This is a genomic window from Bowdeniella massiliensis (genome assembly GCF_023634005.1).
In the GTDB taxonomy this organism is placed as follows: domain Bacteria; phylum Actinomycetota; class Actinomycetes; order Actinomycetales; family Actinomycetaceae; genus Bowdeniella; species Bowdeniella massiliensis.
Genome location: NZ_JALIQR010000002.1, coordinates 45272 through 71517, shown reverse-complemented (window position 1 = coordinate 71517; position 26246 = coordinate 45272). Strand labels below are relative to the sequence as shown.

Annotated in this window: 28 protein-coding genes and 1 pseudogene; 11 read left to right on the top strand and 18 right to left on the bottom strand. The window is 59.6% G+C overall.

What is annotated here, in order from left to right:
- Positions 1-24 precede the first annotated feature (24 nt).
- A complete protein-coding gene (ku, locus tag MUN85_RS01580; protein ID WP_250505088.1) occupies positions 25-870 on the top strand; it encodes a non-homologous end joining protein Ku in 846 nt (281 codons plus the stop codon).
- Positions 871-1096: 226 nt separating this feature from the next.
- On the opposite strand, the gene MUN85_RS01575 is transcribed toward ku (MUN85_RS01580), so the two are convergent.
- From MUN85_RS01575 to MUN85_RS01565, 3 genes are all read right to left on the bottom strand, one after another.
- Complete coding sequence (locus MUN85_RS01575; RefSeq protein WP_250505087.1) at positions 1097-1546, bottom strand: hypothetical protein; 450 nt, start codon at positions 1544-1546, stop codon at positions 1097-1099.
- Positions 1547-1789: 243 nt separating this feature from the next.
- A complete protein-coding gene (locus MUN85_RS01570) occupies positions 1790-2023 on the bottom strand; it encodes a hypothetical protein (RefSeq protein WP_250505086.1) in 234 nt (77 codons plus the stop codon).
- Between the two features lie 8 nt (positions 2024-2031).
- Positions 2032-2472 carry a YtoQ family protein gene (locus tag MUN85_RS01565; RefSeq protein ID WP_250505085.1) on the bottom strand — a complete coding sequence of 147 codons (441 nt, stop codon included), beginning with the start codon at positions 2470-2472 and terminating at the stop codon, positions 2032-2034.
- 236 nt (positions 2473-2708) lie between these two features.
- Between MUN85_RS01565 and MUN85_RS01560 the strand changes: the two genes are divergently transcribed.
- Positions 2709-3158, top strand: coding sequence for a type II toxin-antitoxin system death-on-curing family toxin (locus tag MUN85_RS01560; protein ID WP_250505084.1), 450 nt, complete (start codon positions 2709-2711; stop codon positions 3156-3158).
- A gap of 3 nt (positions 3159-3161) precedes the next feature.
- Here the strand turns inward: MUN85_RS01560 and MUN85_RS01555 are convergent, their stop codons facing one another.
- The 8 genes from MUN85_RS01555 to MUN85_RS01520 all read right to left on the bottom strand — a co-directional run bounded on the left by MUN85_RS01555 (position 3162) and on the right by MUN85_RS01520 (position 10824).
- Positions 3162-4553, bottom strand: coding sequence for a protein adenylyltransferase SelO (locus tag MUN85_RS01555; protein ID WP_250505083.1), 1392 nt, complete (start codon positions 4551-4553; stop codon positions 3162-3164).
- 61 nt (positions 4554-4614) lie between these two features.
- Positions 4615-4956 carry a hypothetical protein gene (locus MUN85_RS01550; protein WP_250505082.1) on the bottom strand — a complete coding sequence of 114 codons (342 nt, stop codon included), beginning with the start codon at positions 4954-4956 and terminating at the stop codon, positions 4615-4617.
- Between the two features lie 168 nt (positions 4957-5124).
- Positions 5125-5763 (bottom strand): ABC transporter ATP-binding protein, encoded by a 639-nt coding sequence (locus tag MUN85_RS01545; RefSeq protein ID WP_250505081.1) that lies wholly within the window; start codon positions 5761-5763, stop codon positions 5125-5127.
- Positions 5764-5772: 9 nt separating this feature from the next.
- Positions 5773-7026: an ABC transporter permease gene (locus tag MUN85_RS01540; RefSeq protein WP_250505080.1), complete on the bottom strand. Its 1254-nt coding sequence runs from the start codon at positions 7024-7026 to the stop codon at positions 5773-5775.
- A gap of 59 nt (positions 7027-7085) precedes the next feature.
- Positions 7086-8453, bottom strand: a complete 1368-nt coding sequence (locus tag MUN85_RS01535; RefSeq protein ID WP_348647923.1) for an ABC transporter permease — start codon at positions 8451-8453, stop codon at positions 7086-7088.
- 178 nt (positions 8454-8631) lie between these two features.
- Positions 8632-8997 carry a 2'-5' RNA ligase family protein gene (locus MUN85_RS01530; RefSeq protein WP_250505078.1) on the bottom strand — a complete coding sequence of 122 codons (366 nt, stop codon included), beginning with the start codon at positions 8995-8997 and terminating at the stop codon, positions 8632-8634.
- Between the two features lie 364 nt (positions 8998-9361).
- Positions 9362-9880 (bottom strand): hypothetical protein, encoded by a 519-nt coding sequence (locus MUN85_RS01525; protein ID WP_250505077.1) that lies wholly within the window; start codon positions 9878-9880, stop codon positions 9362-9364.
- Complete coding sequence (locus tag MUN85_RS01520; protein ID WP_250505076.1) at positions 9880-10824, bottom strand: recombinase family protein; 945 nt, start codon at positions 10822-10824, stop codon at positions 9880-9882. The genes MUN85_RS01525 and MUN85_RS01520 overlap by 1 nt, the downstream gene beginning before the upstream one ends.
- Before the next feature lie 53 nt (positions 10825-10877).
- On the opposite strand from MUN85_RS01520, the gene ku (MUN85_RS01515) reads away from it, so the two are divergent.
- The 6 genes and pseudogenes from ku (MUN85_RS01515) (at position 10878) to MUN85_RS13005 (ending at position 16074) form a co-directional block, all read left to right on the top strand.
- Positions 10878-11840 (top strand): non-homologous end joining protein Ku, encoded by a 963-nt coding sequence (gene ku, locus MUN85_RS01515; RefSeq protein ID WP_250505075.1) that lies wholly within the window; start codon positions 10878-10880, stop codon positions 11838-11840.
- Between the two features lie 124 nt (positions 11841-11964).
- Positions 11965-12597: a hypothetical protein gene (locus tag MUN85_RS01510; RefSeq protein WP_250505074.1), complete on the top strand. Its 633-nt coding sequence runs from the start codon at positions 11965-11967 to the stop codon at positions 12595-12597.
- A 60-nt stretch (positions 12598-12657) separates the two neighbouring features.
- The gene (locus MUN85_RS01505; RefSeq protein ID WP_250505073.1) at positions 12658-13230 is read left to right on the top strand and encodes a GNAT family N-acetyltransferase; all 573 of its coding nucleotides are present in this window, start codon (positions 12658-12660) and stop codon (positions 13228-13230) included.
- An 81-nt stretch (positions 13231-13311) separates the two neighbouring features.
- Positions 13312-14445 carry a 6-phosphofructokinase gene (locus tag MUN85_RS01500; protein WP_431603531.1) on the top strand — a complete coding sequence of 378 codons (1134 nt, stop codon included), beginning with the start codon at positions 13312-13314 and terminating at the stop codon, positions 14443-14445.
- A 16-nt stretch (positions 14446-14461) separates the two neighbouring features.
- Positions 14462-15297 (top strand): annotated as a pseudogene (locus MUN85_RS13010) (DUF5996 family protein).
- A gap of 444 nt (positions 15298-15741) precedes the next feature.
- The gene (locus MUN85_RS13005; protein WP_431603530.1) at positions 15742-16074 is read left to right on the top strand and encodes a type II toxin-antitoxin system PemK/MazF family toxin; all 333 of its coding nucleotides are present in this window, start codon (positions 15742-15744) and stop codon (positions 16072-16074) included.
- Between the two features lie 348 nt (positions 16075-16422).
- On the opposite strand, the gene MUN85_RS01485 is transcribed toward MUN85_RS13005, so the two are convergent.
- The 3 genes from MUN85_RS01485 to MUN85_RS01475 form a co-directional block, all read right to left on the bottom strand.
- Positions 16423-16848: a type II toxin-antitoxin system VapC family toxin gene (locus MUN85_RS01485; RefSeq protein ID WP_250505070.1), complete on the bottom strand. Its 426-nt coding sequence runs from the start codon at positions 16846-16848 to the stop codon at positions 16423-16425.
- Positions 16845-17078 carry a FitA-like ribbon-helix-helix domain-containing protein gene (locus tag MUN85_RS01480; RefSeq protein WP_250505069.1) on the bottom strand — a complete coding sequence of 78 codons (234 nt, stop codon included), beginning with the start codon at positions 17076-17078 and terminating at the stop codon, positions 16845-16847. Before MUN85_RS01480 ends, MUN85_RS01485 begins: the two co-directional genes overlap by 4 nt.
- Before the next feature lie 151 nt (positions 17079-17229).
- Complete coding sequence (locus MUN85_RS01475; protein WP_250505068.1) at positions 17230-17484, bottom strand: HigA family addiction module antitoxin; 255 nt, start codon at positions 17482-17484, stop codon at positions 17230-17232.
- A gap of 440 nt (positions 17485-17924) precedes the next feature.
- Between MUN85_RS01475 and MUN85_RS01470 the strand changes: the two genes are divergently transcribed.
- The 3 genes from MUN85_RS01470 (at position 17925) to MUN85_RS01460 (ending at position 23791) form a co-directional block, all read left to right on the top strand.
- Positions 17925-20882 (top strand): YhgE/Pip family protein, encoded by a 2958-nt coding sequence (locus MUN85_RS01470; protein WP_250505067.1) that lies wholly within the window; start codon positions 17925-17927, stop codon positions 20880-20882.
- On the top strand, positions 20879-23065 hold the full coding sequence (locus tag MUN85_RS01465; protein ID WP_250505066.1) for a YhgE/Pip domain-containing protein: 2187 nt from the start codon (positions 20879-20881) through the stop codon (positions 23063-23065). Before MUN85_RS01470 ends, MUN85_RS01465 begins: the two co-directional genes overlap by 4 nt.
- Before the next feature lie 300 nt (positions 23066-23365).
- Positions 23366-23791 carry a hypothetical protein gene (locus tag MUN85_RS01460; RefSeq protein ID WP_250505065.1) on the top strand — a complete coding sequence of 142 codons (426 nt, stop codon included), beginning with the start codon at positions 23366-23368 and terminating at the stop codon, positions 23789-23791.
- Positions 23792-23804: 13 nt separating this feature from the next.
- Here the strand turns inward: MUN85_RS01460 and MUN85_RS01455 are convergent, their stop codons facing one another.
- The 4 genes from MUN85_RS01455 to ychF form a co-directional block, all read right to left on the bottom strand.
- Positions 23805-24302 carry a hypothetical protein gene (locus MUN85_RS01455; RefSeq protein ID WP_250505064.1) on the bottom strand — a complete coding sequence of 166 codons (498 nt, stop codon included), beginning with the start codon at positions 24300-24302 and terminating at the stop codon, positions 23805-23807.
- On the bottom strand, positions 24286-24861 hold the full coding sequence (locus tag MUN85_RS01450) for a DUF8453 domain-containing protein (protein WP_250505063.1): 576 nt from the start codon (positions 24859-24861) through the stop codon (positions 24286-24288). Before MUN85_RS01450 ends, MUN85_RS01455 begins: the two co-directional genes overlap by 17 nt.
- 15 nt (positions 24862-24876) lie before the next feature.
- On the bottom strand, positions 24877-25023 hold the full coding sequence (locus MUN85_RS01445; RefSeq protein WP_250505062.1) for a hypothetical protein: 147 nt from the start codon (positions 25021-25023) through the stop codon (positions 24877-24879).
- A gap of 100 nt (positions 25024-25123) precedes the next feature.
- Entirely contained in the window at positions 25124-26209 is a 1086-nt protein-coding gene (gene ychF / locus MUN85_RS01440) for a redox-regulated ATPase YchF (RefSeq protein ID WP_250505061.1), read from the bottom strand.
- Positions 26210-26246: the final 37 nt, after the last annotated feature.

The following is a 26246-nucleotide window of genomic DNA, read 5'->3' as shown; positions in this document are numbered from 1 at the left end:
AGCCTTCCTCTGTAGGCTCATGCTATGCGAGCAATATGGACCGGAGCCATCACATTCGGCCTGGTGAACGTCCCCGTCAAGGCCTACAGCGCCGTGGAAGATCACGATATTTCCTTCCACCAGGTCCATGACGCCGACGGTGGCCGCATCCGCTACGAGCGACGCTGCGAAGTGTGTGGAAAGAAAGTCGAATACAAAAATATCGACAAGGCATATGAAGAAGACGACAAGACGGTCATCATGACCGATGAGGATTTCGAGTCACTACCCGAATCCGACAACGACGAGATCGAAGTCGTCCAGTTCGTTCCCTCCAATCAGGTCGACCCGATCATGCTCGAAAACACCTATTACCTCGAGCCCGCAGGAAAGTCTCCGAAGTCCTACCTGCTGCTGCGCCAAACCCTGGAAAAGACGGACCGCACCGCGATTGTCACGTTTGCCCTGCGGCACAAGACACGGCTTGGTGCCCTGCGCGTGCGCGGCAAAGTCCTCGTCCTGCAGGGGCTGCTGTGGGCCGACGAGGTCCGCGACGTTGACTTCAAGGGCACGAAATCGCGCACGAAGATCAGCGACAAGGAACTCGAGCTCGCCGGCGCCCTCGTTGACCAATTCGCCTCCGATTTCACGCCCGAAAAGTTCGAGGACGATTACCAGATCGAGTTGCGCAAACTCATTGACGCGAAGCTCGAAGCCGGGGACACCATCGACACCGAGGCCACGTTCGGCGAGCATCCCGAAGACGAATCGGCGGACGAGGCCGAGGTCGTCGACCTCATGGAAGCCCTGAAGGCCTCGCTCGATAAGAAACGCGGCACGAAAAAGCCCGCAAAGAAGTCGAGCACCAAGAAGAGCTCCAAGAGCGCCTAACAATCCCGCACCGTTCGTCATCGACGACGGTCCGAACTCGCTCAGCTGTCAGTGGCCCACATGGCCTCGTCACCGTCTCAGTCTCCCCTCGGGGGTGATCACTCGACACGAGTTCTTCGACGATGAGGTGTTTCGCCTTCGTCGATCGTGCCCACCGGGACCTGAACACCGGCGATCTCGAGGGGGATGTCATCGTGGGTGAAGACCAGGAGTAGCGATCAGCAAGCTAGACCTTGCCAGCCTGGAGAAAAACCTCAACGAGGTCGCCGATTGCGACGAAAATTTCGGAACGCTCAAAGTCGTCGGCAACCACGTGATCGAGAGTGTCGGATGTGGGCGTTACGGCCAATCCAGCAGCCGGATCGACGGGGAACCGGTCGCCGCCACGCCCGCCGGAGACCTCACTGCAGCGGTCCGACAACTCCGCGAGGACGCGGCCTTGCTCGATGCTCGTGAGATCGACGAAACAGCCTTCGGTATCACGAGCAACCAGATATGAACCCGAGTCCAGGTGGTGACGCCGGACGTTCCCGCTAGCGGCGGCGGAGACTGTGCGACCGTCCTGTTCCGCTCCGCCGGGTCTTTCGGAGTCTCCTGCGAGGAGGCCAAAGGCACGACACCGCTTTCCGCTATCGACGCGGCTGTCATCACGAGGATCTGGGAGGCCGAGGGCCAACCGGGAGCAGGCTGGGAGCTCCAGCTAGTCGGTGGCGAGCAGCCGCACTGGCGAGCAACGATCGACCACACCACGCGGAGCTACACCCTCGAGGGCGACCAGCTCGAGCGCTAGGCTCCCCGCTTCTGAAGGATCGCCAGGTCACGCTTGATGTCGCGCAGGTGTGCCCATTCCTCTTCGAGGATCGTGCGTATGCAGTCGCCAACGGTGGGTTTCCAGTCATCGCCCCCACGGATTGGGACGTTATTCGGCCAGCTGCTCCTGTGCCACCTCAGCGAGGAAATCGGTCACCAGCTGTTGGTGCTCCGCGCGAACCTCGAGAACCTCGTCGAAGGTCGCATCTTCGCGAAAGATTGACGTATCGAAGCCCATCTCCTTGGCGCCCGTGAAGATCTTGCCGATCTCATGAAAGAGCTGCTCGATGCCGTAGATGCCCACCGAGGACTCCGTGGTGCTGCTCAGCTTCGTCAAAGCCACGCCCCGACCTACGCCTTAAGGACGTAGCGCAAGATCTCGACGACCTGGTCCGTCGTCCGGCACCAGGCCTGCGCAGCCGCGTCAACCTCTTTGAGCGGATGGACGATGTCCTCGTCGTGGAGCGTCACATAGGGCTTACCGAGGGCGGCGCAGTAGCCGGCATCGAAGGCCGCGTTCCACTGTTTGTACTGATCACCAAACCGCACGACGACCAAGTCGGCCTGCTCGATCAGCGTCCGTGTCCGGATGGCATTGACATTCGCTGACTGGTGATCGCGCCAAAAGGAGCTTGGCGTCTCACCGAGATGATCGCCTGCGGCGTCGCTCGCGGGGTGATCGGTCACCGGGGAAGTAAAGACGACATCGAGCCCAGCCTCGCTGGCGCCCCGCTCAATCTCCTCGCGCCAATCGGTGTGGATCTCGCCGGAAAGATACACCTGAAAACTCATTGGTGATTCCTCCTCGATAGTCAGCAAACGGTTCTGGTCACACGATAACGCGAATGCATGATACCACTCTGGTATCATACCACCCATGGCTATGACGTTGCGGACAGACCCCGCCCTCGAGCAAGCCCTCGCACGCCTTGCCAAAAGGCAGGGCATTTCCAAACACGAAGCAGTTCGGCGCGCAATCTTGCGCGAGGACGCGCAGACCCGTCTTGAAGACGATACTTGGGCTGCCTATGAACGAGTGCGTTCAGCGTACCGTCCTGCGCTGGATCGTCTCGGATCGGTCTAGCCCCGCCGTGAGTGCATCCACCCGCCCACTGCCGCTTAGCGTCGTTGTGCACATCATCGAGGCGGAAGGCATCGGGCCGGTGCGAGATATCGGCCTTTTGCAATCGTCGCTCGATCGCCCTTTGACGACGATCATGGGGACCGATGCCTACCCAGGCGTTCCCCGTAAAGCAGCAGCCCTCCTGCATTCCGTTTGCAACAACCATCCACTCGTGGATGGAAACAAGCGGCTCGCTGCCATCGCCTCGTTAGTGTTCGCTGAGACCAATAACCACCGATGCGATCTCACCAACGACGAGCTATTTGACCTCATCATGGAGGTCGCCTCGGGGGCACTTTCCGACGTTGAGCAGATCTCCGAACGCCTAGGCTTGATCAACGTAGCCAGCACCTAAGCATCAGGTCCCGCAAAAAGTCACGTGGCGCGGGGTATCTGGTGGCGGCGGTTCGGCAAGGTCGGCGAGCTCTGAGCGCTCGCGGTAAGGATCGGTAAGAGCGCTCACCAGCCGCTCGAGGGATGCAAGGTTTCCATCACTTGCCTCAGTCAGCGCCCGGTCGACGTGGTGGTTTCGCGGAATATAGAGCGGATTAACACTCGCCATGCGTCGGCGCGCCTCGGGATCGACCTCGCTCTCCCAGCGCGCGTACCATGCGGCAAAGTCTGGCGAATCTGCCACCAGTGATGGGGCCTCCCCTGCGCCGAGCGCGCGGAAGAAGGTCGTGAAATCGACCTGGTTTCGCTCCATCAAGTCCAGTCCCTCATCTATCAGCGATGAGCAAGGATCGTCGAGCCCGAATTTGGCGGCCATCCGCGCGCCGATTTCGCGCTCGTAGCTGGTGACGAACCCAGTCAAGATCTCACCGAGTTTGGCGACCGCAACGTTGGTGTCCGGCTCGATTAGCGGGAGAATGCTCTCGGCAAATCGTGCGAGATTCCACTGGGCGATGGCGGGCTGATTGCCGTACGCGTATCTGCCGGCATGGTCGATGGAGCTGAAGACCGCCCGGCGGTCAAAAATGTCGAGGAATGCGCACGGCCCGAAGTCGATGGACTCCCCCGCAATCACCATGTTGTCGGTATTCATGACGCCGTGGATAAATCCCACCGCCATCCAGTCGGCGATGAGGGACGCTTGGTTGTCACACACCGCTTGAAATAGCGCGACATACGGTTCGTTGACGCCACGAAGCTCCGGGTAGTACCGTTCGATGACGTAGTCGGCGAGTCGGCGAGACACATCGCCGTCGCGGGTAGCCGCGTACTGGAACGTCCCGACGCGAACCAGACCCGTGGCAACGCGGACGAGAATCGCGCCCCGCTCCGGCCCCCGATCGCGCCAAACGTGCTCGCCCGTAGTGAGGACTGCAAGGGCTCGCGTCGTCGGGATGCTGACCGCGTGGAGAAACTCTCCGATGACGTACTCCCGCAGCATGGGCCCAAGTGCGGCTTTCCCGTCGCCGCCCCGGGAGAACGGCGTGGGACCGGATCCCTTGAGGTGGATGTCGCGCGACGTGCCGGAGCGGTCAGTGCGCTCGGCGAGGAGCAACGCCCGGCCGTCGCCCAGTCGCGGCACGTACTTCCCGAATTGGTGCCCCGCATAGGCTTGCGCGGTGGTTGGCTCTTCGCTCTGGCCCGTGAGCCACGCCCTGCCTTCGCTGCTCCGGAGCCAATCCGGATCGAAGTCGAGTTCCTTAGAGAGGTCCTCGTTCAGGATCACGAGCTGTGGATCTCCTACCGGGTCAGCGCGCGAGACTGCGACCAGTTCGGGCAAGACATCGGCGTAGCTCATGGTGTGAGTCTAAACCCGGCTCACCCGTCGTCCGGCCCCTTGACTTCGCTCGCGAGTTGCATCATTTCGCGACGGTAGTTCGGGTTCGGATCAGCGCTCGGACCCGTTTGAGTGTCGAATACTCTCCGAGCCGGACGGTTAGGCTCCCGATGCCGGGAACAGCCGCCGGAGCAGCAACAGTAGAGTCCTCAACCGCCACGGCCTCAGCTTCGATGAGTGTCACACGGTTCTCAACAAACCACTCACGCGGCTGGAACTGAATCTGCTCGCGTGTCTTAGTGCCCAGCAGATAATCTTTCGACAACGGCGGCCGATCATACGGCAACCCCTGCGGCTCCATCATCGTGATCTCACCATCGAAGCCACGCGAACGCAGCTCTTGCGCGACGGTGAAACCATCCACGCCAGCGCTGACTGATGGCGACAGACTCAACCGCCATCAGTCAGCGTCAGTAGCGGGAACACCCGGCTACAGAACCACGGTGTCGCCCTCAACCTCATGCGGCGGGCAGTCTAGATGCCGCAGACGATACAGTGGCAGCGACCACCGATGCGGCACCCGCCACCATGGTCAGTTGCGGCGCTCCACTAGGTTGCGGCGCTCAAGACGCAACGTGACATCCGCAGCCTTCGCAAGTTGCTTCGAGTGTGTCACCACGATGACGCACTTATTCTGCAGATGCGCGGCATCACGCAAAATATCGATCACGCCGTCCGCGGTTTCTTCATCCAGGTTACCCGTAGGCTCATCTGCCAGGATCACAGGAGCAGAAGAGACGAGCGCCCGGCCGATCGCGACCCGCTGCTGCTGCCCACCCGACAAAGCCAACACATTCCGTTTAGCTGCCGCCGCATCGAGCCCCAGTTGGGTGAGGTCCTCAACCGTTGCCTTCGAGTTCACCAGACGCAAGTTCTCGAGAGGCGTGAGGTAGTCGATGAGATTGTAGTTCTGGAACACCAACGCGATCTGGTCGCGGCGGTGACGTGTGTAGCCGGTGGATGCGATGTCTTTGCCGTCAAAACGAACAACGCCCTCGGTAGGTGCATCCAAGCCGGCGAGCAGGCTCAGCATCGTGGTCTTACCGGCACCGGAAGAACCCACAATCGCGTAAAACGTTCCGACCTCAAAGTCATAGCTCACGTTCTTCAAGACGCGCTGAGCGGCGCTGCCGTACGTGAAGTCAACCTGATCAAGCTGCATAATGGACATTGTTTTTTCCTAACTAAGTTTCGAAAGAATGCGTTTTGGACGCTGCATGATGAGAGGCAAAACCCCCACCGAGACGCCCATCAATACGATGATGAATCCCCACGCGAGAGCCGCAGCAATACCGCCGGCGTTGGTCGCGAGGTGGATCGAGGAAAGAGTTTCCTCACCGGCCTGGGCTACAACCGCACGCCCGAGGAAACCCGAAAGAACAGACCCGATCACCGCTGAGATGGCTGCGGCGACGGCAGCGAAAATGGTTGCTTCAAGCGCGAATTGCGAAAGGACGTTGCCTTTGCTTTTCCCGAGCGAAAGCAACACTCCCACCTCATGAATCCGGCCGCGCGCCCAGAACGTGCTCACCAACGCGAGCACCAAAGCACCAGCAATGCTCAAACCCCGCAGCATGGTCGCCAAAAGCTTGTCCACACCGGCGATAGCCTGAAGCACCGGCGCGAACTGAGCCGAGTTGTCTTCCAACGTAAGCTCCGGCGCGATCTTCTTAGCCGCGGCGAGCGCCTCCGGAAGTTCCTCCGCGTTATGCGTGAAATAGCGGCCTGCCGTGATCGGCGCGCCGAGCTGCTGAGCTGAAGCCAGGTCCACAAACACGTTGTTTTCTGAGGCATCAGCCGGGAGCCCACTAGGGTTTTCCGTTTTCCCCTCAAAGATACCCGCGACCGTCACGGTAACCTTCGCATCGGCCTGTGTGAGGGTCAGTTTGTCCCCCAGCTTGAGATTGTTCTGCTGAGCGAAGTCCCGATGGATCACAGCCTGCGATGCGGTTGCACCCACGTGGCTGCCCTCAAGCAGCTGATACAACTTGCCCTGGAACGCTGGGTTGAGCGCGGAATCACTCGCGCCTGTCACACTGACCCCGCCAGCAAACTCAGGGTCCAGCTGGACCCCGCGGCCACTCGTCACAGGCTTAGCACCCTCAGGTTGGGCGATCGTCGCCGCCTCCAAACTGTTCTTAGCTACCTGCGAAATGCCTGCCAAACGCTCAGCTATCGATTCATCGATGCCACCCTGGTCAGCGGGTGATTGCTGAGCAGAGTGCTGTTGCTGCGCATCCGAGCCCTTCGCCCCATCGGAATCAACCCCAGGGCCGGCCTGCACATCGGGGCCGGGTGCCGCATCCATCGTTGCACTTGCGGTAAAGCCAGCCCCAACGTTGGCGCTGATCGCGTCCTTGACCTCAGCCATGGAGGAACGCACACCAGACTGCGCAACAAGCGCGGTGAACACCACGGCCATGATGAGGATCATCAGGACACTGCGCCGCGGTTTACGCACAACGCTACGAATTGCTCGTGGCCACGGGCTCGTCATTTGTTGTCCACCAGGATCTCGCGAGGGCTCTTACGCAACATCGGGATCGACGTCACCGCAACGACCACCGCAATCACAGCCACACAAATGATCACCGCTTGGATCACCGAACCGCTAGTCAAACCAACAGCGAGGCTGTCCAACGTCTGAAGAGACGCAGAAGACTCCATGTCTGCACCAAACTGACCCGCCTGCGTCATCTGCTGCTCAGCGGACTTATTCACGCTCGCCAGCGTCACACTACCCATCCACTGGGCGACAGCACTCGAAGCGAAATAAGCAAGGATGAACGCAGGAATCGCAATCAGGATAAGCTCCGCGAAATACTGGGCCGTGATGTTTCCCTTCCGAGCACCGATCGCGAGCAGAGTACCGGTTTCTTTCTTACGTTCGTTCAGCCACAAGAAAAGAACCAACGCCACCACAGCGGCCGCGAACATCGTGGCCCCCACCGTCGTGTTCGTCATGATGCTCTTGACACCATCGACTGCCCCAGTGATGCCTGCCAGGTACTCAGCGGAACGCGAAAGCTGGTAGTTATTCCAGTCGACCCCCTGAGCCGCGGCGGCCTTCACAACATCTTCGAAATTGGCGTCTTTCGCGACAAAGAAGTTCGCGTCCTGATAAATCTCCGTCTGCGGTGTGAACTGATACAACGTACGCGTCGTATCCAAATCAGTGAACACCGTGTTCGCGTACAACTCGCTACGCACAGCAACCGGCCGAGTATTCTTACCCGAAACGATGCCCACTACCTCAGTCTTTACCTCTTTGGTGGACTGCTTCTCATTGTCAGCATCGTACTTATTGCCCTTCAACGTGAGGGTGCTACCGAGTTTGAGGTTGTTAGCTTTCGCGAGATCCTCATGAATCACTGCCTTGTTCTTGTCCTCAGCCGTCAGGTGGCGCCCCTCAACAAGCTTCAACGAGCCGCTACGGAACGCGTTAGCCATATCGCTACGGTTCACGCCCCACACGTTCACAGCGTTACCGAACTGCGCCTCACGCTGCTTGTCATAGTCGTCGTGATCCGGCTTCAAAACCTGCGCGTCCACAAGGTCTGCGGTCACGTTCTGCCGGGCCACATGCGACGTAACACCGTCCAGCCCCGCGAGCTTTTCAATATCGGCAGGCTTCACGTTGCCCGCGCCACGCGGCGTGCCCATGTTGTACTGCGGATTATTCTCGAGCACGAAACCACTACCGGTTTTCGCGTCCACCTCCTGCGCCACCTTATCCGCAGCACGCGTCACAGCCCCGGCGGACATCACCACAGTAGCCATCACGGCAAGTACAACAAAAATAATCAGAGTCTTGACGGGCTTGCGGACACAATAGCGCCAAGCCCTTCCTAGAAACGACAAAGTTCCCCTTTCAAGGTACAACGGTTGGCGCGTCCATGGCGCTGATCGCAAGACTCGTCGCGAGGCTACCCACAGTTGCATACATCGGGGAGAGCCAAAACTCTTTCGCAGGATGCAGCGCGCCGTAAAGGTTCGTAACGAAGGTATGACCTCATTCTGAATTGATCCTGAAAACCCGCTAGAGCCTCACTGAAAGAACACATATGGATTCCCGGGAGTGCTGGTTAGGGGCGAAGAAGGGGCAGTGCCGGGTTGGCGCAGAAAGCGAGTTGGCGGCGGGGTTCAGGGTGCTGATCTCTCGAGCCGCTTGCCGCATCGGCTCCCCTGTTCCAACCCGCTGAAAATACGCGGGAACAACGTCCGGCAACACCTCCGCAGCACGCTCAACCGCTGCGGAGGCCATGTCGTGCGAAAAAGAGATAGTGATGTGCGGGGTCTGATTCCGACGTGGGAAACCACGGGCTTCGAGCGCACCAAAAATCTCGCGCACCTGCCGTTGCTGCTCAGTAGGCAAATACAACAAGATATTCTGCGGTGACGCCACGAACTCTCCTCACACTTGCGTTTTGAAATCTCTACCGGTGTTGAAAATCTAGCCGCACAGCACCCGCGGTCGCCATCAAACGCCCATACGCGCCGGTACGAACCATTCATGACTTCCACGAGCTGTTGAGCACTCGGCGGGGTCAGGTAGCCAACAATGGACCTCTCCATCCGCACGCCGAGCTCATGTGACCCTTACTCTTGACGAAAACCGGCCGAAGAATCTGAACGGGAATCTGGTTCCTTACGCATCTCTTTGCACGGCGCCTTGTGGGAAGTCGTAGTGTCCGCGGAGTTGTGGCGCTCACCCCTGGTGCCTGCCGGGGTGGGGGCGAGGGGGTCGAAGTCGTCGTCGAAGGTGCTCATCAGGGGATCACCGCCATGAACTGCTCGGCCCACGCCGCCAACTCCTCCCGCGACAGCGAATCGAACTGGTTCATCACCGCCCAGACACGCCCCGTCGTCCCGTTCCCCATGCACGTGTCATGAAGGTCCGCTTCGAAACACCAGATCCCGGGAAGCGACTCCTCGTACTCATAGGGCATGTACTCCAACCACTGCCGAACGGGTTTCACCTGCAGATGGTCGCGCACGCCGATGCGGTCATCTTCACCCCGGTCATAGGCCGAGGCCCCCATGAACCGCACCAACGTGAACCCCTCAACCTCTTCTGGGTATTCCTCTTCCGGCACCGGCTGAACGTCCCGGGGCTCGAACGACTGCGTCGGCCCCACGCTGACTGGGGCTCCGGTTGCTGTTGGGACCTCAGGAGAGGCCGGGCCCGTCGGCGAGTGTGTAGGACCCGACTCGACCGGCGTACACGCCGAAACGGAGATGCTCACGGCAACGGCGGCCAGGATCTGTGTGAAGCGGTTGATGCTCACTACTCGTTCCTCCCGATTCCGTCGCGTGGGTTGGAAGCAGATTGGGTGCTCGGGTCGTCGACCCGCATGCCCTCATCGGGATCTGGGACCGTGTCGGTGGCTGCCGGAGCGGTGCCCGCTTGGGCTCCGCCAGTCGGCCATGAATCCGGTCGCAGCAACTGCGGAGAGGCCAGGCAGTCATCCACCAGTGACTGCAACTGACTGGTGGCGGCCGCCTGCACCATGCTCCGGCGGGTATAGCCCCCGCTCGCCGCTCCAGACCAACCGGGGATCTGTTGCATCGCGGCGATCCGCTTTCGGATATCGTCGATCCGTTCAGCGGCACCTCGCCAGTCTGCGGCCCCTGCCTCCAGCTGAGCAGGCGCCTTGCCCGCGTCGGTTTTCACAGACTCGACAATCTTGCGCACCGACGTCACCTGTTTGCGCAGACTGTGGACGATGTCCGCACCCCGCTGCTCGAAGTCGCGCCACTCCCGGCGCTTGCCTCGTACGGTCTTCACGGGTTCGGCCTTCTGAGCCTCAAGCTCGGCCTTCTTCTCGGCGTTGGCCTGCTTGGCGCGCTTCCGATCCCTGATGTCGGTGTAGACCGAGAACCCCGCGTAGCGGGGGTTCCAAAGGATGCCCAACACGGTCGACTCCGCCCAGGGCCGCCCTTGCGAGGCGCGCTGGACGTGTGCGCGCCTCTGACGGGCACTCTTGCGCTCCATCTCGGCTCGGGCGACCGCTGCCTTGATCCTGGCGTACATCCTGCCGCCGTCGGTGCCCAGGTCCGCGTCGCCGTTGGCTGTGACTAACTGGAGCCCGCGTTCCTCGGCCCAGTCGAGCCAGTCTTCGAGCTGGCGCTCGATCGCAAGTCCGTCCATCTCGCGGTCCTGCGAGATTCGCAGGTAGATCGCTGCCCGGCCGGCTTGGTCGGTCGTGGCGATGGAGGCATTGGAACTCATGCCTCCAGGGTTGTCAGCGTGATGCTAATCCGCTGCGGAACTCGGACCGGGCCGTGTTCGACGAGGACGACGTCGCCGACGAGCCTGCGCGCGCGGCCGGGCCCGCGGAACCAGACCTCGACGAGGGCTTCGACGAGCCCCTCGACGACTTCTCCGACTGGGGCACCGAGCGCACCGAACTGGTCGAGCAGGTGCCACGGATCGGCGCCGCCCGCCGAGGCACCGCGGCCACCGACTCCCGATTCCTGCGCGTCCTCGACGTCGACGAGCTCGACGACGCCCCCGTCGGCGCCTACGCCGTCTGCGAGTACTCCTTCGGACGCACGCTCGCGGACAAGAAGGTCGAGTACAAGAACATCGACAAAGCGTTCGAAGAGGACGATAAGACCGTCATCATGACGGATGAGGATTTCGAATCACCACCCGAATCCGAAAACGACGAAATCGAGGTCGTCCAATTCGTGCCATCGGACCAGGTCGATCCGATCATGCTCGAAAACACCTATTACCTCGAGCCAGCCGGCAAATCCCCAAAGTCCTACCTCTTGCTGCGCCAAACCCTGGAAAAGACGGACCGTACTGCAATTGTCACGTTCGCGCTGCGGCACAAAACTCGCCTCGGCGCCCTGCGGGTGCGCGGAAAGGTGCTCGTGCTCCAGGGATTGCTCTGGGCCGATGAGGTTCGCGAAGTTGATTTCAAGGGCACGAAGTCACGCGCGAAGATCTCCGATAAGGAACTCGAGCTCGCGGGTGCGCTCGTCGACCAATTCGCCTCAGACTTCACTCCCGAGAAGTTCGAAGACGAATACCAGATCGAGCTGCGCAAGCTCATCGACGCCAAACTCGAAGCCGGCGACACCATCGATACCGAAGCGACCTTCGGTGAGCGCCCCGACGACGAGTCGGCGGATGACGCCGAAGTCGTCGATCTGATGGAGGCGCTGAAGGCTTCGCTCGACAAGAAGCGCAAGAAGCCCGCCAAAAAATCGACGAAGAAGAGCTCCAAGACTGCCTAATACCGCGAGGAAGTCGTGAGTAGCGCTGATCGATGGGAGCGGTTCGATTTGTCCCATGCCGCTTCGCTCGCCCCCGTGTTCCGAGCCCGCGGAGCCGGCATCTACGTCCAGCACTTTCGATGATGTGCTGCCCGTTGTCGAACAGCATCATTGGGCACTCGGCAATGCTTCGTACGATCTGGCTGAGCTAGTTGTCGCCTCGAAGAGGGACACTGAACGCCCAACAAAACTCACGAATTCGACTCTCGGCTCCACTCAGTTCTATCCCGGTCTACGGGTTGCGGAAGCTGTGCTCCTCGACCTTGCAAGTGTCATCGAAAGCGGCATTCCCGAAGTCGTGAGCACCGAGCGAACCTACTGGACGATTACGGACTACCCCGCGACATCAGGTGGTCGGTTCGCCACCTTGAATGTCGGTGATATGGAAATCCTCTTCTTTCCTCGTTCGCGTGGGGATCATTCGGGATTGGCAGCCATCCTTAACGTCGCACCCGATGACCGTCTGCCATGGCGCATCGCCGGAGGATACACGGCTCCAAATTTCACCAGTTACCGCGCGTCCGGCCCGGTGACTCACCTCATCGTCCCCCTAGGTCGTGTGCATGACGCGCTCCAACACCCCACAGTTCTAGCGTCGCTGCGGAAGCTAGTACTCATGCTGATGAGGTCCTCGACATCTGCCAAGTTCGCACGATGGCATAGTGCTGAACTTGCTCGCAGGGCCTTTGCGATCATCGCAGACGAGCAATCGCAATAACCCCTACATTGCCGCTGAAGCGCGCCACCCTGCGCGTCAGCGAGCCGTTAGCCTTGTCAGGTGAGGACTGTTTATCCCCTTCGCACTGATCGGCTCCTCCTGCGACGCCTGGTCGAGGAGGACATCGATGTCATCACCGAGTATCGCAATGACCCAAAAATCGCAGAATTTCAGGATTGGGAGCTTCCGGTAACGCGCGAAAGAGTCGATCGTCAGGTCGCCAGAATGTCGACTTGGACCGATATCGTTCCCGGCGAACCATGCAATATCGGCATCGAATACGACGGCGAGCTCATCGGTGATCTGTATGTCGGGCTCGACGAACACGGTGGCGTGGCAGAAATCGGCTTCACATTGCGAGCGGGATACCAGGGCAGAGGCTTTGCGCATGAAGCGGCGCACGCACTCATCACCGATCTCATCGAACGTCTCGGCTGCCATCGGATTTTTGGCCAGCTCTCCCCCAAAAATGCCCGATCCGCCGCTCTGCTCGCAAAACTTGGCATGCATCTCGAATGCCTGTCTCCAAAGTCCTTCTGGTGCCGCGGCGCCTGGGACGACAACATGGTCTACGCCATGAGCGATTCCGAGTGGCGCGACAGAAAGCGGACCTCGCCTGCCAATGAGTCCTGACATCCGCGAAGGGACCCCGCTGCGAACCACGGAAAAGTCACGCCACTGCCGGTAACGTTACGTATGCCACAACGGAAGGACATGACAGTGAGTGCTACGAAGCGCGTCGGAATCCTTACAGCGGGCGGAGACGCTCCAGGGCTCAATGCGGCAATTCGCGGATTCGGGAAATCTGCGATCAGCGAGTTCGGCTGGGAGCTCATCGGTTTCCGCGACGGGATCCGCGGCTTGGCCGAAAACCGTTTCATCACTCTCGACTCCGATTCCCTGGCAGGCATCCTCACCGTGGGTGGCACCATCCTTGGAACTTCGCGGGACAAACCACACAAGATGGAGCTCGACGGCGAGATCCGCGACATGGTCCCGACGATCGTCGACAACGTCGAGAAGAATCAGCTCGACGGGCTCATCATGCTGGGTGGTGGCGGAACCGCGAAGAACGCTCTTCGATTGGCCGACGCCGGAATCAACGTCATCACACTTCCCAAAACGATCGACAACGACATCTGGGGAACGGATTCCAGCTTTGGTTTCGCGACTGCGCTTGAGATCGCAACCGAAGCCATTGACCGCCTGCACTCCACCGCCCACTCTCACCACCGGATCATCGTGGCCGAAGTGATGGGTCACAAGGCTGGTTGGCTCGCACTCGGCGCCGGGATCGCCGGTGGCGCCGACGTGATCCTCATTCCCGAGATTCCTTACTCGATGGAGTCCATCACGGACATGATCAAGGAGCGGATGAAGAGCGGCCGCAACTTCTCGGTGGTCGCGGTAGCTGAGGGGGCGATGGAACTCGACGAAGCCGCTGCCTTCCAAGCGGCGCAAACCCTCGTGAAAGACGCGAAGACTCCCGAGACAAAGGCCCAGGCTAAGCGCCACGTGGCGTCCTTGGAAGCCGGCCATCGCGAGAACACCCTGCGGCTCGCCCACAAGCTCGAGGAAGCGACGGGGCTAGAATCGCGCGTCTCGATCCTCGGGTACATGCAGCGTGGCGGCACCCCGTGCGCCGTGGACCGGCTGCTCGCCACGCGGCTCGGAGCGGCAGCCGCCGATCTCGTTGCTGCAGGAAAGTACGGCTACATGGTCGCGGCTCGCGGCGAGGGCGTGGAGCCGGTCCGGATCAGCGACGTCGCCGGCAAGCTGAAGCTCGTCCCCACCGATCATTCGTGGGTCGCCGCCGCACGCGAAGTCGGCACCGCCCTCGGCGACTAGGGCTGGCCACTTTCTCTTGCCGCCCTCGCCGAGCGGATTCACGCGCGAGGGCTTTGCTCGAAAGAGCAGCTCACTTGAGAGAAAGGACTCATCACGCCTGAAGCCTGCACACACATCAGCCTTCAGCTTCGACCTCGATCTGATCGACCTCCACCTCGACATCAACACCACTCACGGCGAGTCATCCCGACTCACGCTGGAACCCATGAGCGTCAAGGACTTCCACGCCACGGTGATGTCCATGCTCGACAAGCTAGACCTCCACACCCAGATCAGGCCGATGCCGGTTGAGCTGCCCGATGCCATTTCGTTCACCGATGACGCCACTCACTCCTCGTATGACGCCGAAAGCGTCAACGCATTCTGGCGGACCATGGTCGAACCGAGCGTGTCTTCGATATCTTCCAAGCTCGCTTCACGGGCAAAGCCAGTCCTGTGCACCTGTTCTGGGAAGCTCTCGATTTGGCCGTTACCCGCTTCTCGGGTCGTGCCGCCCCGCCGCACCCGGGCGGCGCACCTAACTGCGGCCCGCAAGTCATGCACGAGGCCTACTCCCATGAGGTCAGCAGTGCCGACTACTGGCCAGGCAGGGACGGAGAAGGAATCTTCTATTCCTACGCCTACCCCGAGCCCGAGGGCTATCGGGATCGCCCCGCTGGTCCCCCGCAGGCCCGATGGGATGACGATCTAGGGGAGTTCGTCCTCCCCTACACCGCCGTTCGCACAGCTGACGATCCGGACGCAGTCTTGCTTGAGTTCCTGCAGACAACGTACGTCGCCGCCGCAGAAACAGCTCAGTGGGACCGTGCAGCGTTGGAGCGTAACCCGCAGGCTAGCGACACGACAGCATAGGTCCGTTCGACCGTCAGAACACCCTCGTTGGACTGACTATGTCTTCGCCAAGTGCGGCCACGATGGCGCGCCAGCGTACCTGGTCGACAACGCGCAAACAGGGCGACCGAGTTTCCACCGGCCTGGAGAGCCTGTCCCGAGCGCGCGCCGCGCGAGGAGGGAAGTCGGCCCGTCACCGGATCCGTGAGATCGGCCGGCGTGGCATAATCGTGGCATGAGCCGCATACGGATTAGTACCACAGTAAACGCGGAACTTTTGGGGAACGCGCGAAAGGTCACCTCGAAGCCTGATTCCGCGCTCATCGATGAAGCACTGGCTGCGCTGTTGGCCAGGCATCGCGCGGCGGAAGTGGACGCCAGCTACGCCGCCTACGACACACATCCCTTGGATGAGCCTGACGAGTGGGGGGACCTGGCGTCGTTCCGTCGCGCAGTGGCCGCCTCATGACAGGCTTGCCGGCCCGAGGCGAGGTCTGGTGGTGTGAGATGGCCGAGATCGGTCGACGCCCCGTCGTCATAATCTCTCGCGACGCCGCCATCCCCAGGCTTCGTCGCGCGCTGGTCGCCCCATGCACGACCACGATCCGAAACATCCCAAGTGAGGTCCTCCTGGAACCCGGGGAAGACCCCGTGCCACGCCGTTCGGCAGTGAACTTGGACTCGGTCGAGAGCGTGTCGACTGCGATTCTGGTCGAACGCTTGGGGCGGTTGGCCGATGCGCGCATGGGCGAGGTCTGCGCTGCCCTTGCAGTGGCCGTCGACTGTACTGCGCAGTGAGCCCCGCCCCGAGCTCGCGCACACTCTGCCCGGCTCGGTCGTCCTTTATCACCTGAGTCGGGGTTTTAAAGCTAGACGTTGAACCGGCACTCGACCACGTCCCATGAGAGCCATGAACGGCTTCCAAGTCAGTTTCTCCGTGCCAACGGTGTTCTCGCGGCGTGCCCATCCCACGTGGCCGACGACCCGACCTTCGTTTCGCGCCATGATGTGGACATCATGTGGCGCATAGCCGTAGGGCTGTTGCGGATCCCACTCTCCGAACTCCTCGAGATACTCGCTGTCGAAGCCCCTGCAGATCGGCTTCAGTCAGCTCTTGATGGGCGATGACCGCAATCGAATGACGCTTCACGCGTCCGCATTCCACGGGTCGACGAGTTCGACGCCGGTGTGCTGGAAATCCATCACATTGCGCGTAGCGCAGGTTGCCCCGTGCGCCAGGCAAATCGCGGCAATCTGGGCGTCGGCGGTACTGACCGGCGCACCTGCCGCCTCACGCGACGCGAGCACCTCCGTATACCGCTCCGCCGCGTCAGCATCGAATGCGAGCACCGACCGGCTCCCCCGATACGGCGCTACCGCTTCCTCGATCCCGTGCGCCAGCGCGTCTTTGCGTCGACCTTCCGGGAGCCTTCGGACGCCGGCAAGCAGCTCCGCAAGAGTGATGGACGTGATGGCGACGTCGCCCGTCAGCGACACAAGCCACTCGAGGACACGAGGCTCCGGTGAGGGCCGAAAGATCTCCGAGATGACGTTGGTGTCGAGGACGATCATTCGAGGCTCGCCACCCGTGCGACATCGTCGCGTGTCGGAATCGGCAGCTCCTCGACCCCACCGACATCCTGCGCCACATTCAGAAGAGCCACGCCTATGTGCGGCCGTCGGGCCGCCTTCGTCAGGATGTCGCGAACCTCGGCCTCCATGGACCGCCCGTGTTCCTTCGCCTGAGATGCGAGCTGTTGCTTCACGTGGTCATCGAGACCACGCACGATGATGGATGACATCAGAGCCACCTCCTTCTGCTATCAACCATGATAGCTCTGATGGCGCGATGCGGGATCCAACAACCGGAAGAACTCAAGAACGATGCCTACCCCCGTAACGTCAATAGCAAGTAGGCGGCACGGGCACATTGCACGGCGAGATTACATTCAGTCACGCGACCTGCAGTGGAGTAATAGCAGCGACCGTGTTCTTCAACGCGCGACGCTCCAACCGCAGCTCGTAGTTCGACTGCAGATTCATCCAGAACTCCTCGGATGTCCCGAAATACCGCGCCAGCCGTATCGCCGTATCTGCAGTGATGCCGCGCTTGCCATGCACGATCTCATTGATCCGACGAGGCGGCCCCCCGATCGAAATGGCGAGCTTGTGCTGCGTAGTCCCGAAACCCTCGATGAAGTCCTCCATCAAGATCCCTCCCAGGTGGATCGACTTATCAGGTCGGCCTCAGTGGTAGTCGACGAGTTCGACACCATCTGCACCTCCATCACTCCAGACGAAGCAGATACGCCATTGTGCATTCACACGGATGCCGTGCTGTCCGCGCCGGTCGACGCGCTTGACGTACTGCTCATGCCAGATGCGCTCGGTGTCCTTGTTGTCGAACGATCCGGTCGCAAAGCCAATGCATCAGCAAGGCGATCGGCGACCATCCGCACCGCACGGTCCTTAAATTCTTGTGAATACCTCTTCGGCATGTTCCAATCCTCTCAAAAACAGGTAGGAACAAAACCCAGGACGCTTCAAGCGTCGCCAGGCCCAGAAAGAGGGCGTTGAAGCTTTGGAGGCTGCGGGTGTCCTTGGGGAGGGACTAGTAGTCGGAGAAACATGTTCCATATAATTAGCGCGTGTCCAACATATGGAAAGTTTTTTCACGGGACGTTACACGTTTGTTCCGAGTGCGGAAGGCATGGGTCGTCATTGTTGGCGTTATTTTTACGCCGGCACTGTACGCCTGGCTGAACATCAGCGCATTTTGGGACCCGTACTCGAATACAGGAAGTATTGAGGTTGCTGTCGTCAACCTGGACGAAGGTGCGTCATCCGAGCTCACTGGACCACTCGATGTCGGCGCGCTCGTGGTCGACGAGCTTCATGCTAATGACCAGCTCGGCTGGCAATTTATGGCGGAGGACGATGCTCTTGAAGCTGTGAAGCGTGGTGATGTTTACGCCGCGATCGTCATTCCCAAAGATTTCAGTAGAAATCTTCTCAGTATCACGACTGGTGACTTCGTCCAGCCGCGCCTCGAATACCACGTCAATGAGAAAGTGAGTGCGATTTCACCCAAGATTACGGACGTGGGGGCCTCTCAGCTCGACAGGCAGATCACCAGCACCTTCTCGGAACAGGTTGCAGCTGCCGCTACCGATGCTCTGAGAGACGTTGGATATTCGGCAGAAGCTCAGTTATTGGAAGCTCAGGGCAACACGTTGAGCGCAGTTGACGAGGCGGAATCAGAGGTGTCGACCACGCGCGAGCGCCTCTCCACGCTGCAGTCTGATGTGCAGTCGTCCCGGGAAGGGTTGGCTCTGGCAGGTAGTGCGTTGACCAACGTCGATACGGTCCTGACTGATGTGCAGACAGCAGTGACTCAAGCCCAATCAATTGTTGCCAGCGTTCAGGACGAGGTTATTGCATTCGGCGACGCCGCGACGGATGCCTATATAAATGGCACGGTACTTCTGGCAGAAGGAACGTCGGGCGCGAACATCGCAGTGACGGAAGTCGTCCAGTCTCTTGAGCAACTCAGCTCAAAGGCCGAAAGCGCAATCACCGATGTGTCGGAAGCCGTTGAGGCCAACGGTGTGGCAATAGAACGACTCCGTACCCTTCTTGAGAGCGCCGATGCCGATTCCGCAGTAGCCCAGCGGATAGTGGAGCTGCTGGATGCTCTCGAGGATCGTAACGCGACAGATCAGCAGCTGCTTTCAGACCTTCAGGCGCTCAATTCCAGTGCCGATGCTGTTGCGACTGCGATACAAGACACGGCGGGCCAGCTGGACAATTTCGCTCAGGATTCACAAAATGCGGCAGTCGAGATGCGCACCGTCTTGGCAGAGACACTACCGGGTCTCAATGAGTCAATGAGCGCGTTGACCGCGAGCGCCGGTGCGTTCTCAGCGGCACTCGATGCCCAAAAGGATCAGCTCACCCAAGCTCAACAACTCTTGACCAACATCGACGAACAGCTGGTCGCGACTTCAGATGTTCTCGACAGGCTTGACGAAAATCTTGATCAAATCGACGACGGCATACAGACAACCCATAACGATCTTGTCGCACTCAGCCAGGCGTCCATTTGGAGCCGCCTCAGTTCATTGACGGGCCTGGACACGGAACAGATAGCTCAGTTTATTGCATCACCCGTCTCTATTGATGAGCACGTGGTGTTCCACGTGAACTCCTACGGTTCAGCGATGGCCGCCCTTTTCACCAATCTGTCCTTATGGATCGGTGCTTTTGTCCTCATGGTCATTTTCAAGCTCGAGGTGGATCCGGAGGGCGTTGACGGGTTGACTGTACGTCAGGCGTATTTTGGGCGGTTCCTACTTCTAGGAATGATCGCCGTGGTACAAGCCCTAGTCGTATGCATTGGTGACCTCATGATCGGGGTGCAGGCGGTCAGCAGTATCGGTTTCGTCGCAACAGGCGTTTTCACAGCTTTGGCATATTTGAACGTTATCTACGCTCTGTGCGTTGCCTTTGGCCATGTGGGAAGGGGCCTGTGTATTCTTCTCGTGGTCATGCAAATCCCGGGCGCTTCCGGACTTTATCCGATCGAAATGATGCCTGGGTTCTTCCGAGATCTCTATCCATTCTTACCATTCACGTATGGCATTGACGCGATGAGGGAGACCATCGGCGGCTTCTACCAAGGACACTACTGGTTCTACATGGCGGCGCTAGCAGCTTTCGTTGCGGCCGCGGTCCTCCTTGGCCTCGTTCTGCGCCGTAGATTAGCGAATATTATCTTGATGTTTAACCGCCAGATCGGTGCGACAGATCTCTTCATCAGTGAGACCGTACACGTGAAGGGCTCAGGTTACAGACTTTCGGACATCGTCCACGCCCTCCAAAACCGACAGGAATACCACGAGGATGTCACTCGGAGGTCCGAACGGTTCGCACAACGCTATCCGACACTCCTTCGTATAACAGTGCTTACCGGCCTCCTTCTCACCATCATTCTGGCCGTTGCCGGTTGGCTGTATCCATCTGCGAATGCCACCCTCCTCGCCGCATGGCTTGTGGTCAGCCTCATCACCATTGGAGTCATCATCGCTCTTGAATATGTCAAGGAGTCATTGGAGCGAGCGCAACAAATTGCGAATCTCGACGACTCTGTACTTAGCAGTGTTGCGCGTGCTGATGTTGGAAAGGCAAGGAATGCCGGCCGGGATGGTTCTGATGAGGTGATGGCTGCAGCTTTGCCGGCGCGGCAGGTACTTGGTGCAGAGGGTGAGAGGACAGAGGATGTCGTTTCGCTGACCGAAAGAGCGGACGAGGCAGTCACAAGTGGACCGGAGGAGCCGGAAGACGAAGCAACCTTAAATAGCGAGCCAGAGGACATTCGTGGCGATGAGAGCACGCCCGTTGTAGAGAGCTCGGACCTTGACAGCGAGGAAAATGGAAGCGAGCAAGACGGAAGGTCAGAAGTTGATTGCGTGACCGATCCTGATGGTCCTCCCGTGCTTGAGGACGAGAACCAGGTGCATGACGACGCCAAAGCGGCGGGCCGGCGTGGATCTGGACGACATCGAGCAGACGCCGACACTGACGGCAAGCAGGAGGAGAACGAATGAGAGACATACTTCGGCTCATACAGCGCGATCTCCATCGTGCTACCAGCAATGTTCTGGCATCGATCGTCATTTTCGGGCTCATTGTCATCCCCGCTCTATTTACGTGGTTCAACGTGATTGCCAGCTGGGATCCTTTCTCAAACACCAAGAACCTCAAAGTTGCCGTTGCCAGCTCCGATGTTGGTTATGAAAGCGACCTCATACCCGTTCGTATTAATGTTGGCGACCAGGCGCTGTCTGCTCTTCGCGCCAATGATGACTTTGACTGGGTCATTACATCTAAAGAGGACGCGATCGATGGAACGGAATCGGGCGCATATTATGCCGCGATCGTTCTACCGGAGTCCTTCAGTGCCGATATGGTGACGTTCTTCGCCGAGGGCCACGATAGCGATCCTATTGCATACTACACAAACGAAAAGAAGAACGCCCTTGCGCCGACTCTAACCGAGCAAGGTGCGGAAGGTGTGTCAGCCCGCATAACGCAGGTATTTACCGAAACCCTCAGCGACCTCGCCCTCGGATTAATCTCATCGCTGTCAGATTTCCTTACTGACGACGAGACGCGTGTAACTCTCGCACAGCTTGAACTGAGGGTTAGCAAGATTGGAAGCAACCTACGCGGCGCCGCGCAAACCGCAGAGGCCTTTGGTTCTCTCATTGAAAGCAGTAAGACTGTAGTTGGCGGTGCCAATGACCTTGTCAGTGGATCCAGCATGGCGATAGAGGGTGTGTCTACTGCTGTTTCGGATGGGTCCGCGGCAATCGAAGGTCTCCGCTCGAACGTGCAGACAGCAACCCAAGGGCTCGCGAATGCACTCGCGTCTACATCGGATGCCTACGACGATGTGAGCGCGAGCGTTGATAACTTATTTGCCGAGCTCGATTCTGGCAGCGTCTCACAGGCCGACGCCATCGACACGCTTGCCCAGGAAGTCCAACTACAGATCGACAGTTATACTCGCGCGCGCGACACGCTCCGGGACGAAATCGCCCCAATGTTGCCAGAGTCCGCGCTTGACGGAATTAATTCCGTCATCGCCAAGGTCGAGACAGCAATATCCCGTCAACAGGATGTCTATGACAGGCTCGTCTCCGCTGCGCAGGCTGTTCGAGACAACAACAGTGAAGCTCAATCCTCCCGCCAGGAGGTCCAGGATACAGTTGCGCAGGCGAAGCAGGCGATCGACGATGTGGAGAATGCCTACATATCCGATCTCAAGCCACAGCTCGACGAGCTGTCGTCAACGCTCGACACTATCAAGGTAGATATAGAAGCCATTGGTGCTGACCTCGCCTCAGCATCGTCGCGCCTGTCGGGACAGACAGATTCGGTGATGGCATCGCTGACACGCGCCTTTGAAGCCACGGGAGAAATCTCCGATTCGCTCAAAGAAACGGCAGACAAGTTCGACGAGGTTGCGGCATCGCTCGCACGCGCAGCTGACACCGGGAAGCTCGACGAGATCAGCGCGATCATCGGAACGGATCCGAGCATCCTCGCAAGATCCCTAGCGCAGCCTGTTGGGATAGAGCGGATCGCGGTATTCCCAGTCGCTAGCTTCGGTGCAGGAATGGCTCCGCTGTACATGGTCCTCGCTCTGTGGGTGGGAGCCTTGCTCATGACCGTTGCTATCAGAGTTGATGTCAAAGCGGACGTGCTACCCGGAAGCCCCGACCTCACACCAGCACAGCAGTATTTAGGCAGATATGGAATATTTGCCCTGGTGGGTCTTGCGCAGGCCAGCCTTGTCACAATTGGCCTGATTCTCTTCGTCCAGATCGAGGCGCGTCATCCTCTTTTATTGATACTGACGGGATGGGTCATTTCCATTGTTTTCACGCTCTTGATCTACACAGCAGTCGCCGCATTCGGCAATGCCGGAAAGGCTCTGGCTGTTCTTCTGCTCGTCGTCCAAATCTCTGGCTCCGGCGGGGCCTATCCACTCGCGGTTCTCCCGCAATGGTTCCAGCAGATCAGCCCCTTCCTTCCTGCAACGCATGCGATCGATGCTCTACGTTCAGCGATCGCGGGCGTCTACGGCGGTGACCTCTGGATCTGCCTTGGATTGCTTTGTCTGTTTGCGTTCCCTGCCCTGCTCATAGGACTTGTGCTAAGACGCCCGCTCATTCAGTTCAATCGCGGCCTGACCGAGGCATTGGAATCGACGAAGCTCATGTAACTGGGAGAACTCTCCGGAGGAAAATAGCGCGCGAACTGTCCAAGAAGTTCAGCCGCAAGCCGGGCGAGCGTGCTATGCATATGGTCTACGACCTACAGTGAAAGGTGGTTAAGAATAGAATCGCTTTAGACCGCGGGACAGTAACGCCTCTTCGGTGCGGAGAGTAAGTGACGGCACAACCCTTTCTGATCATGCGCTTAAGCCGTATCAACGTCCGAGTACACGACGGTGTCGCCGACGCGAACGATCGATGACACGTAGCCGAGGCGGTCATTCAACTCACCAGTGATGGATGCTTCAGTGAAGGTCGTGGAGTCGTTAAACGTAGGCACCTACAGAGCCGCCGAGTCGGGCAAGATCGCCTGGTCTGAGGTCGCAACTCTCTACCCGTCGCTGTGGGTTCCGGTGGATATCAAGGGCACCGGCAAGACCCACCGCCCTGACTTCGTGATCAACCGTGAGCACCTGAGGACGAATGCTGAGCCTGTGTCGTTCGCCGTCGAGGTGGAGATCTCAGGAAAGTCTCCGAAAGAGTTGAGACAGGTGATGGCCGCCTACGCTCAGGACAGACAGTTCAAGAAGATCATCTACGTGATGAAGAGCGAGGCGTTCGCGCGCAAGGTTCATCAGGCTGCGAAGGACGCTGGGATCGGTTCGAAGGTTGAGTTCGTCAAACTGCTCGACCGCGATGGGCATCCCTTCACTGGGAAGATGTGGCGACTGTGAAAGGTCTTGTTACCTACGCCTTGTTGAGGAACTGATCTATACCGACACGTCCCCCGACAAAGACCACGGCAGCGGCTGCAGCCCCGGCGACTCCGTACGCGACATACTTGGTGAGGTCCTTGAGAAACTGCTTGTTCTCGGAGTCCTTCGCTGACTCTTGTCGGGCAGTCTCCATGATCAGATCAAGGATGTCCTTCTTCTGTTCCCAGGTGAGTTCATCATCATCGAGTTGCCCCTCCAGGATCGCACGCACATCGGACCACGCTTGATGAACCTGTGCTTGGCTCTCGCTGTTACTCGCTAAGGACTTCTCCTGAGCCGTCTGGATCGTGTTTATTGCTTCCAGTGCGAATGCTTTGAACTCGGGGAACTGCGCTACTACCTTGAGAGCGACTTCCTTGTCCATATCGGGCATCATTGCCGCGAACCTCATGACGTTCTCTTTTGAAAGGTTCCTGAAGGATTCGATCCCCAGCGCCTTCTTGACATCAACGTCAGTCTTGTACTTCAACTTGACCCTCTTCTTCGCCCGTCGTGGCGGCTTCAATCTCTTCTGGGTGACGCTGAACGATGGAGTCAGCGAGTGTGGTCTCGATGATGTCACTCCTCACGAGAGCCACGATCCCCGCCTGCTGGATGTAGGTGCGTAGTCCTTTGGCTTCACCAGCCAGTTTCTCAATCTCTTTGCGAACGTGGTGGAGCGAGCCGTCAGGTGCGTCCCGTGCTTCACGCCAGTCTCTCGGTCGAACCTCAAACTCGACCGGCTCCAGCGCACCATAGGGGCCGTCCGCAGTCACACGGAGGCGATAGATGGTCGCGTCATCCTTGTCTTCGAGAAGGTCAAAGCTGCGACCGAGAGACCATCGGATCACTCGTCGCGGTGCCAGAGAGAGGATGCCGTCGCGCAGCCGTTCCTGAGCCACCGCCGTGGCACCCGAGTACGCGGGATGCTCAGGGATCGCTGGATCGATGACCACTTTGACGTTGCGAGCCATCGTTGGTCCGACGTTGCCGACCACCAACTGAAGCATCGTGCCTTGCTGATTGTCCGGTTGGATGTCCGCCCACACGTAGGGCTGTGCCGCCTAAACCATCAGATCCCGCTGGATCTTGGTCTGTTCCTTCGACTGTTCAACAGCCTTGTTCGCGGGTCTGAGCGCAACGAACGCCGCCACGGCTGCTGCGACAGCGCCGATTGCCGCGACGACTGCCGCAACCGTGTTCGGGTCCATCGCTCTTACCTCTCAGCGTCCAGTAATCTTCCAATAACTTCCAGTAACCGCCCCGTCCAGTAAGTTCTTACTGGACGCAGATCGTTGAAATACCAACGTCCTATACGTTAAACCGGAACTCCACGACGTCGCCGTCGGCCATGACGTAGTCCTTGCCCTCCATGCGCATTTTACCGTGGGCGCGGGCCTCGGCGATCGAGCCCTGCTCGACGAGGTCGGAAAAGGAGATGACCTCGGCCTTGATGAAGCCCTTTTCGAAGTCGGTGTGGATGACGCCGGCGGCCTGGGGCGCTTTCCAGCCCTTGCGGATGGTCCACGCGCGAGCCTCCTTGGGGCCGGCGGTGAGGTAGGTCTGCAGGCCGAGGGTATCGAAGCCGACGCGCGCGAGCTGGTCCAGGCCGGACTCGGTGATGCCGGCTTCGGCGAGCATCTCAGCGGCTTCGTCCTCCTCCAGTTCCACGAGCTCGGATTCGAACTTCGCGTCGAGGAAGATCGCCTCGGCGGGGGCGACGAGGGCGCGCAGGCGCTCCTGCATCTCGGTATCCGCGAGACCCTCGTCGTCGGTGTTGAAGACGAAGATGAACGGCTTGTTCGTCATGAGCTGGAAAGTGGCGAGATGCTCGGGATCGAGGCCCGCCTCGGCCGCGCCCTTGGAGAGCAGGATGCCACGCTCGAGCAGGTCCTTGGCGCCGAGCGCCGTGTCGAGGACGGCCTTGTCGACCTTCTTGCCGCGAACCTCCTTTTCGAGCCGCGGGATGGCGCGCTCCAGGGTTTGTAGGTCGGCGAGGATGAGCTCGGTGGCGATGGTTTCGATATCGGCGGCGGGATCGACGCGGCCGTCGACGTGGACGACGTCGGGATCGGAAAAGGCGCGGGTGACCTGGCAGATGGCGTCGGCCTCGCGGATATTGGCGAGGAACTGGTTGCCGAGGCCCTCGCCTTCCGAGGCGCCGCGCACGATGCCGGCGATGTCGACGAAGGAGACGGTGGCGGGCAGGATTTTTTGCGAGCCGAAGATCTCGGCCAGGACCTTGAGGCGCTCGTCCGGCAGCGGGACGACGCCGACGTTCGGTTCAATGGTCGCGAAGGGATAGTTCGCGGCGAGCACGCTCGCGCGGGTCAGGGCGTTGAAGAGGGTCGACTTGCCGACGTTGGGCAGTCCTGCAATTCCGATAGTTAAGGCCACGTCGTCCCACTTTACCTCCTTGCTAGGGCGGAAGTGG

What these genes read in the sequence shown, in the direction of transcription:
- MUN85_RS01475 (WP_250505068.1), bottom strand. Translation starts at nt 17,484, where the DNA reads ATGGAGGACTTCATCGAGGGTTTCGGGACTACGCAGCACAAGCTCGCC.
- MUN85_RS01445 (WP_250505062.1), bottom strand. Translation starts at nt 25,023, where the DNA reads ATGGACCCGAACACGGTTGCGGCAGTCGTCGCGGCAATCGGCGCTGTC.
- MUN85_RS01555 (WP_250505083.1), bottom strand. Translation starts at nt 4,553, where the DNA reads ATGAGCTACGCCGATGTCTTGCCCGAACTGGTCGCAGTCTCGCGCGCT.
- MUN85_RS01540 (WP_250505080.1), bottom strand. Translation starts at nt 7,026, where the DNA reads ATGATCCTCATCATGGCCGTGGTGTTCACCGCGCTTGTTGCGCAGTCT.
- MUN85_RS13005 (WP_431603530.1), top strand. Translation starts at nt 15,742, where the DNA reads ATGACAGGCTTGCCGGCCCGAGGCGAGGTCTGGTGGTGTGAGATGGCC.
- MUN85_RS01560 (WP_250505084.1), top strand. Translation starts at nt 2,709, where the DNA reads ATGAACGAGTGCGTTCAGCGTACCGTCCTGCGCTGGATCGTCTCGGAT.
- MUN85_RS01485 (WP_250505070.1), bottom strand. Translation starts at nt 16,848, where the DNA reads ATGATCGTCCTCGACACCAACGTCATCTCGGAGATCTTTCGGCCCTCA.
- MUN85_RS01500 (WP_431603531.1), top strand. Translation starts at nt 13,312, where the DNA reads ATGACAGTGAGTGCTACGAAGCGCGTCGGAATCCTTACAGCGGGCGGA.
- ku (WP_250505088.1), top strand. Translation starts at nt 25, where the DNA reads ATGCGAGCAATATGGACCGGAGCCATCACATTCGGCCTGGTGAACGTC.
- MUN85_RS01520 (WP_250505076.1), bottom strand. Translation starts at nt 10,824, where the DNA reads ATGAGTTCCAATGCCTCCATCGCCACGACCGACCAAGCCGGCCGGGCA.
- MUN85_RS01465 (WP_250505066.1), top strand. Translation starts at nt 20,879, where the DNA reads ATGAGAGACATACTTCGGCTCATACAGCGCGATCTCCATCGTGCTACC.
- MUN85_RS01545 (WP_250505081.1), bottom strand. Translation starts at nt 5,763, where the DNA reads ATGTCCATTATGCAGCTTGATCAGGTTGACTTCACGTACGGCAGCGCC.
- MUN85_RS01480 (WP_250505069.1), bottom strand. Translation starts at nt 17,078, where the DNA reads ATGTCATCCATCATCGTGCGTGGTCTCGATGACCACGTGAAGCAACAG.
- MUN85_RS01565 (WP_250505085.1), bottom strand. Translation starts at nt 2,472, where the DNA reads ATGAGTTTTCAGGTGTATCTTTCCGGCGAGATCCACACCGATTGGCGC.